Consider the following 8,028-nt stretch of genomic DNA (forward strand, 5'->3'; position numbering starts at 1 on the left):
GTCCGCGACATCGAAGGGTCGACATGTCCGATCACGCCTTGCCTGCGTCGCTGCTGTCCCGGCGTCTGGCGGGCGTACCCGCCGGGGAACGCTTCGCCGTCGCGTTGGAGATCGTCCGGGAGGAGACCGCCGACCTCATCGGCAAGGGCGTCGAGGCCGTCGACCCGGACCGGGCCTACCAGGACTACGGCTACAACTCCCTCGCCGCGGTCGAGTTGACCCGGATGCTCTCGGAGGCCAGCGGTTTCGAGTTGCCGATGACGCTGCTGTTCGACTATCCGACGCCCGCCGCGGTGGCCCGCCACCTGCTGGCCCGCTTCGATCCGTCGAGCGTCGAGGACGACCCCGCCGACGACCCGCGGCGCGCCGACGACCAGGACGATCCGATCGCGGTGGTGGGCATCGCCTGCCGGTACCCCGGTGGCGCGAATTCGGCCGACCGACTGTGGCGGGTGGTGCGCGACGGGGTGGACGCGGTCACCGACTTCCCGACCGACCGCGGCTGGGATCTGGACGCGGTCTACCACCCGGACCCGGACAACGCGGGCACCTCCTACGCGCGATCGGGCGGATTCCTTTCCGGCGCGACCGATTTCGACGCCGAGTTCTTCGGGATCGCGCCACGGGAAGCCCTCGCGATGGACCCGCAGCAGCGGCAGTTGCTCGAAGGCGTGTGGGAGGCGTTGGAGGACGCGGGGATCGATCCGGCGTCGGTGCGCGGCAGCGAGACCGGCGTCTTCGTCGGCGCCTGCGATTCGGACTACCGGCACCTCGCGCGGGCGAGCCGCGACGAACTCGAGGGCTATTGGGCCGTCGGTTCGGCGGGCAGCGTGCTCTCGGGACGGGTCGCCTACACCCTCGGTCTGATCGGTCCGGCCTTGACGGTCGACACCGCCTGCTCCTCCTCGCTGGTCGCCACGCACCTGGCGATGCAGTCGCTGCGCCGCGGTGAATCCTCGCTCGCGTTGGCGGCGGGCGTCACGGTCTACGCGACGCCCGCGCTGTTCGTGGAGTTCTCCCGGCAGCGGGCCATGTCGCCCGACGGCCGGTGCAAATCCTTCGCCGCCGCCGCCGACGGCGCGGGATGGTCCGAAGGCGTCGGCGTCCTTGTGCTCGAACGCCTCTCCGATGCCGAGCGCAACGGCCACCGCGTACTCGCCGTGCTGCGGGGGTCGGCGGTGAACCAGGACGGCGCGTCCAACGGACTGACGGCCCCGAACGGCCCCTCGCAGGAACGGGTGATCCGCGCCGCGCTGGCGGACGCGGGCCTGACCGCGACCGAGGTCGACCTCGTGGAAGCGCACGGCACGGGCACCACCCTGGGCGACCCCATCGAGGCGCGGGCGTTGATGGCCACCTACGGTCGCGATCGCGCGGGCGACCCGCTGTGGCTCGGCTCGATCAAATCCAATATCGGCCACAGTCAGGCGGCGGCCGGTGCGGCGGGCCTGATCAAGACGATCATGGCGATCCGCCACGGCGTCCTGCCCGCGACCCTGCACGCCGAGGTCCCCACCGACAAGGTCGACTGGGACGGCGCGGGCGTGCGCTTGCTCACCGAGGCCAGGGACTGGCCCGACAGCGGAAGGCCACGGCGAGCCGGGGTCTCGGCCTTCGGCATCGGTGGCACCAACGCCCACGTCATCGTGGAACAGGCCCCAGAACCCGAGGTGGTCGCGCCTCCCGAAACGTCCCCGGAAGCGTTGTCCCCGTTCGTGTCCGGTGCGGTGGTCTGGGTGCTGTCGGCCAAGTCGCGTGCCGCGCTGACCGCGCAGGCCCGTCGACTGCGCGAGCGCGTGCTGGCCGACCCGGACCTGGACTTGGACGATCTCGCCTACTCGCTCGCGGTCACCCGGGCCAGCTGGGAGCATCGCGTCGCCGTCGTCGGCAGCACGCGCGCGGATCTGCTCACCGCGCTGGACGCCGTGGTCGACGGAACCTACGAGGACCGCACCGACCTGCGGATCGCCGCGGGCCGTGCCGCCCGCGTCGAGCGTGTGGGCTTCGTGTTCCCCGGTCAGGGCGCGCAGTGGGAGCGCATGGCGGTGGGACTGCTGGAGTCCTCCCCGGTGTTCGCGGCGCGGATGTCGGAGTGCGCGCGGGCGCTGGCCCCGCACATCGACTGGTCGCTGATCGACGTGCTGCGCGGCGACGGGGGCGCGCCGTCGCTGGATCGCGTGGATGTGGTGCAGCCGGTGTTGTTCTCGATGATGGTGTCGTTGGCGGCGTTGTGGGAGTCCTTCGGGGTGCGGGCGGACGGGGTGGTGGGCCACTCGCAGGGTGAGGTGGCCGCCGCGTGTGTGGCGGGGTGCATCTCGCTGGAGGACGCGGCGCGGATCGTGGCGGTGCGCAGTCGTCTGGTGCAGGAACTCGTCGTAGCGCCGGGTGGTACCGGCCGCATGATGTCGGTCGCCGAACCGGCGGAGAAGATGCGGGAGCGGTTGCGCCGCTGGCCCGATCGCGCCTGGGTGGCCGCCGAGAACGGTCCGGCCATGGTCACCCTCGCCGGCGGCGAACAGACGCTCAAAGAGGTCCACGACAGTTGCGTGGCCGACGGCGTCTGGGTGCGCTGGGTGTCGGTGGACTACGCCTCGCATTCCCCCGAGGTCGACCCGATCCGCGAACCGCTGCTCACCGCGCTGCGCGGCCTCACCGCCGCCGACACGCCCGTGCGTTTCCACTCCACCGTCACGGGGTCGACCGCCGAACCGACCGGTGACTACTGGTTTCGGAACATGCGCGAACCGGTGCTGTTCGACACCGCCGTGCGCGGCATGGTCGAACAGGGCTACCGGGCCTTCGTGGAGGTGAGTTCGCATGCCGTGCTCACCGTGCCGATGGAACAGTCCATCGCGGCGGCGGGTGTGGACCCCGCGCGGGTGTGCGCGGTCGGCTCACTGCGCCACGACGACGGCGGTCAGGAGCGGTTCCTGCTCTCGGTCGCCGAAGCGTTCGTCGCGGGCGCGCCCGTCGACTGGGCGGCGCTGTTCGCCGACCGCGCCGTCCGGCCCGTGCCGCTGCCGCACTACGCCTTCGAGCACGAACGCTTCTGGCCCGTCGTCGCCGAACAGCGCGCAGACGCCCGCTCGGTCGGCATGTCCGCCGGCGAGCATCCGCTGCTCACCGGCGCGGTCCGCATGGCCGACGGATCGGGCTGGCTGTGCACCGGGGCGTGGTCGGTCGACCGATTCCCCTGGCTGCTCGACCATCTCGTCTTCGACGAGGTCGTGGTGTCGGGCACCGTGCTCGTGACCGCGGCCGCCGCGGCCGGTGCGCGGGCGGGCGTGCCCGTGCTCGACGAACTCCTGCTGGAGACGCCGCTGCTGGTGCCGGACGGCGCGGAGGTCGCGATCCAGGTGCGCGTCGGCGAACCCGACGAAACGGGTCGCGCGCGCTGCACCGTGCACTCCAACGTCGCCGTCGGGGCCGGGGCCGACTGGGTGCGCAACGCCTCGGGAGTCCTGGTCGGGGAGCAGGACACGGCCGCCGCCGTCGCGGAGACCGTGCCGCCCGGCGACGCGACCGCCGCCGAGATCGCCGACGCCTATCCCGCGCTCGCGCAGCGCGGCTTCGGCTACGGTCCGACCTATCAGGGGATGCGCGCGGTCCACCGCCACGGCGCGGACACCTATGTCGACATCGTTCTGCCGGAGACGGATTCCGGCTTCGTCCTGCACCCCGGCGCGCTCGACGCCGCCTTCCACGCGGCATTGGTCGGGGACGCGGCGATCGCGCCGGACGGCGTGGTCCTTCCGTTCGCGTGGTCGGGAGTCCGGTTGGCGCGTCGCCCTTCCTCGCCCGTCCTGCGGGTGCGACTGACGCCGGCGGGCGCCGACGCGGTGCGCATGGTCGGGACCGACGAGAGCGGAAACCTCGTCGTCTCGGTGGATTCGGTGGTCTCGCGCCCCGTCTCGCCCGAACGTCTGGCCGCGGCCCGCTCGCACACCGATGCGCTGTTCGCGGTGCGCTGGCGCGAGGTCGCCGCGCCCGCCCCGGACACACTCACCCGCCCGGCGCTGCTCGGCTTCGCGGAGACGACCGCGATCGGTGAGACCTATGGCGACGTCGCCGACCTGGTCTCCGCCGTCGCAGGCGGTGCGCCCGCCCCGGAATTCGCGGTCCTGCGCGTCACGGCCGCGGAAGACGACCTCCCCCACGCCGCCCACGAGATCACCCGTCGGACACTGGCCTCGGTCCGGGACTGGCTCGCCGCACCCGATCTGGCCGCGACCCGCCTCGCGGTGGTGACCGAACGCGCGATCGCGGTGGACGTCGAACCGGATACCACACTCGCGGCCGCCCCGGTCTGGGGTCTGCTGCGCAGCGCGCAGACCGAGCACCCCGACCGGTTCGTCCTGGTCGACCTCGACACCGAGTACCCCGACGACCCCGAACGCTGGTGGCGCGAAGTGGATCTCGCGCTCGGCACGGGCGAAGCGCAGATCGCGGTGCGCGCGGGCCGCTTGCGCGTGCCGAAACTCGCGCCCGCGTCGGTCTCCGGCCGCGCGAGCATGTTCGACGCCGATTCCACGGTGCTCGTCACGGGCGGAACCAGCGGTCTCGGCGCGCTGACCGCGCGTCACCTGGTGGCCGAATACGGTGTCCGCCACCTGATCCTGGCCAGTCGCAGTGGCTCGTCGGCCGCGGGCGTCGACGCGCTCGTGGACGAATTGACCGCCGCGGGCGCGCACGTCCGGGTCGCCGCCTGCGATGTCAGCGAGGCCGCCGCGGTGGACGCGCTGATCGCGGGCGTCCCGGCCGACCATCCGCTGCGCGTGGTCGTGCACAGCGCGGGGGTGCTCGCCGACGGCGTGCTCGAGGCGATGACCGCGGAGCAGGTCGACCGCGTGCTGGCGGCCAAGGTGGACGCCGCCTGGAATCTGCACCGGGCCACCGCCCACCTCGACCTGTCCGGTTTCGTCCTGTTCTCCTCGGCCTCGGGCATCGTCGGCGGTGCGGGGCAGGCGAACTACGCGGCCGCCAACGTCTTCCTGGACGCGCTGGCCGCGACCCGCCGCGCGGCCGGCCTGCCGGGCACGTCGCTGGCCTGGGGCTACTGGGCCGACACCACGTCGCTGACGCAGCGGGCCGACGCCGACCTGCTGGGCGAATCCGGCGTGGTCGCCATGTCGGCCGCCGAGGGCCTGGCACTGCTGGACGCCGCGCTGGCAGGCGAGGACGCCCTGCTGTGCCCGGTGCGACTGGACAAGCCGACCCTGCGGACCCAGGCGGCCGCGGGCAGGCTCGCGCCGATCCTGGACGGCCTGGTCACCGTCGCGCCCGAGGCGCGCGCCGCGGACCCGTCGGTGGCCCTGCGCGCGACGCTGACCGCCATGGACGCCGAGGATCGCGAATACCGCCTGTTGCAGGTGGTGCGCGAGGCGGTCGCGACCGTCCTGCACCACCGCACGCCGCAGGCGGTGGCCCCCGAGCGGGCCTTCAAGGATTTCGGCTTCGACTCCCTCGCCGCGGTGCAACTGCGCAATCGCCTGGGCCGCGCCACCGGTCTCACCCTCACGCCGACGATCGTCTTCGACCATCCGACCCCGCTCGCGATGACCCGGCATCTGCTCGACCGGATCTTCCCCGACCTGCCCGAAGCCCCCGCCGCGCCCGCCCCGGCCGCCGGACAGGTCGAGGATCCCTCCGGATTCGACGACATGGATGCCGAAACCCTTGTCCAGCTCGCCCTGCGCGGCAACCGGTAGTAGGAGGATCGGGCCCGATGTCGATGTCGATGAACGAGGTCGTCGAGGCGTTGCGCGCGTCGATGAAGGACAACGCGCGCCTGCGCGGCGACAACCAGCGCCTGCTCGACGCGGCGCACGAGCCGATCGCCGTGGTGGGCATCGCCTGCCGTTACCCCGGCGGCGTGGCTTCACCGGAGGACCTGTGGCGGCTGGTGGCCGACGAGGTCGACGCGGTCGCGGACTTCCCGCTCGACCGCGATTGGAACATCGAGGCCGCCTACGATCCCGATCCGGAGCATCCGGGCACCACCTACTGCCGTTCGGGCGGATTCCTGTCCGGCGCGGGAGATTTCGACGCGGGCTTCTTCGGCATCGGTCCGCGCGAGGCGTTGGCGATGGACCCGCAGCAGCGGTTGTTGTTGGAGGGGGTGTGGGAGGCGTTCGAGGACGCGGGCATCGACCCGACTTCGGTGCGCGGCAGCGACACCGGTGTCTTCGCGGGCGCGATGTACCGCGACTACGAACTGGTGACCCGCACCATCGATGATCTCAGCGGCTACTGGGGCGTCGGTTCGGCGGGCAGTGTGGTGTCGGGCCGCGTCGCCTACTCCTTCGGGTTGGTCGGCCCGGCCGTGACGGTCGACACCGCGTGCTCGTCGTCACTGGTCTCGACGCATATGGCGATGCAGTCGCTGCGGCGAGGGGAGTGCGGGCTCGCGATCGCCGCGGGCGTCACGGTCCTGGCGACACCCGGTGTGTTCCTGGAGTTCTCGCAGCAGCGGGTCATGTCGCCCGACGGCCGCTGCCGCTCGTTCGCCGAGGACGCCGACGGCGCGGGCTGGTCGGAGGGCATGGCGGTCCTGCTGCTGGAACGGCTCTCCGACGCCGAGCGCAACGGCCGGACCGTACTGGCCGTGCTGCGCGGGTCGGCGGTGAACCAGGACGGCGCGTCCAACGGTCTGACCGCCCCCAACGGCCCCTCGCAGGAACGGGTGATCCGCGCCGCGCTGGCCGACGCGCGCCTGACCGCGACCGAGATCGACGCGGTCGAGGCGCACGGCACCGGCACCCCGCTGGGCGACCCGATCGAGGCGCACGCGCTGCTGTCCACCTACGGCGTGGACCGCGCGGGCGACCCGCTGTGGCTCGGCTCGATCAAATCCAATATCGGCCACAGTCAGGCGGCGGCCGGTGCGGCGGGCCTGATCAAGATGATCATGGCCATGCGTCACGGTGTGCTCCCGAAGACCCTGCACGCGCGGACGCCGACGGAGAAGATCGACTGGGCCGCCGGGGTGTCGCTGCTGACCGAGGCCCGGCCGTGGCCGGAGAACGGTCACCCGCGCCGCGCGGGAGTGTCCTCGTTCGGGGTGTCGGGCACCAACGCCCACGTCATCGTGGAACAACCACCCGCTCCCGACAGCGCGGCGGAAACCGCACCGGGCACAGCGCCGTTCGGCTCCGCGCCGATCGTCTGGGTGCTCTCGGCCAGATCCGCTCCGGCGCTGGCCGGTCAAGCCCGGCGACTGCGCGAACGACTACTCGCCGATCCCGACCTCGACCCGGTCGACGTCGGCTGGTCACTGGTGACGACCCGCGCCCGGCACGAGCACCGCGCGGTGGTCGTGGGAGCCGACCGGGCCGAACTGCTCGACGGACTCGCCGCGCTCGCCGAGGGTCGCAAAGTCGCGGGCGTAGTCACCGGTCGAGCGGATCGCGCCGGCCGGGCCGGATTCGTCTTCCCCGGCCAGGGCGGGCAGTGGCCCGCGATGGCGGTCGAACTGCTCGACACCGCACCGGTGTTCGCCGACCGTCTGGCCGAGTGCGCGGCGGCGCTGGCGCCGCACGTCGATTGGTCGCTTCTCGACGTGCTGCGCGGCCGGCCGGACGCGCCCACCCTCGATCGCGTCGATGTCGTCCAGCCCGTGCTGTTCTCGGTCATGGTGTCGCTGGCGGCGCTGTGGCAGTCCTTCGGCGTGCGCCCGCACGGCGTCATCGGCCACTCGCAGGGTGAGATCGCGGCCGCGCACGTGGCGGGCGCGCTGAGCCTCGCGGACGCGGCGCGCCTGGTCGCCGTGCGCAGCAAGCTGATCGCCGAGCGCGGGAAGAAGGGCGGCGGGATGCTCTCCATCGTCGACTCGGCCGACTCCGTGCGCGCCCTGCTCGACGACTTCGACGGCGACCTGTCCATCTCGGCGGTCAACGGACCGCGCGCGGTCGTCGTCGCCGGACCGCGCGAACCGCTGGCCCGGTTCGAGCGCGTGCTGGCCCGCGCCGGAATCATGCGCTGGAACGTCGACGGCGTCGACTTCGTCGCGCATTCGGCCTTCACGTTGGA

The 8,028-nt window shown here is 72.7% G+C and carries 2 protein-coding genes; both read left to right on the plus strand.

Annotated elements, in window-relative coordinates; all coding sequences use genetic code 11:
- The first annotated feature begins 23 nt into the window (after window positions 1–23).
- A complete protein-coding gene (locus tag ON30_RS35740) occupies window positions 24–5,708 on the plus strand; it encodes a type I polyketide synthase (RefSeq protein WP_051030472.1) in 5,685 nt (1,894 codons plus the stop codon).
- 17 nt (window positions 5,709–5,725) lie between these two features.
- Window positions 5,726–8,028: type I polyketide synthase (locus ON30_RS35745; RefSeq protein WP_174387648.1), on the plus strand; the 2,303-nt coding region annotated here is incomplete at its 3' end.

Source organism: Nocardia takedensis NBRC 100417 (genome assembly GCF_000308695.1).
GTDB lineage: Bacteria > Actinomycetota > Actinomycetes > Mycobacteriales > Mycobacteriaceae > Nocardia > Nocardia takedensis.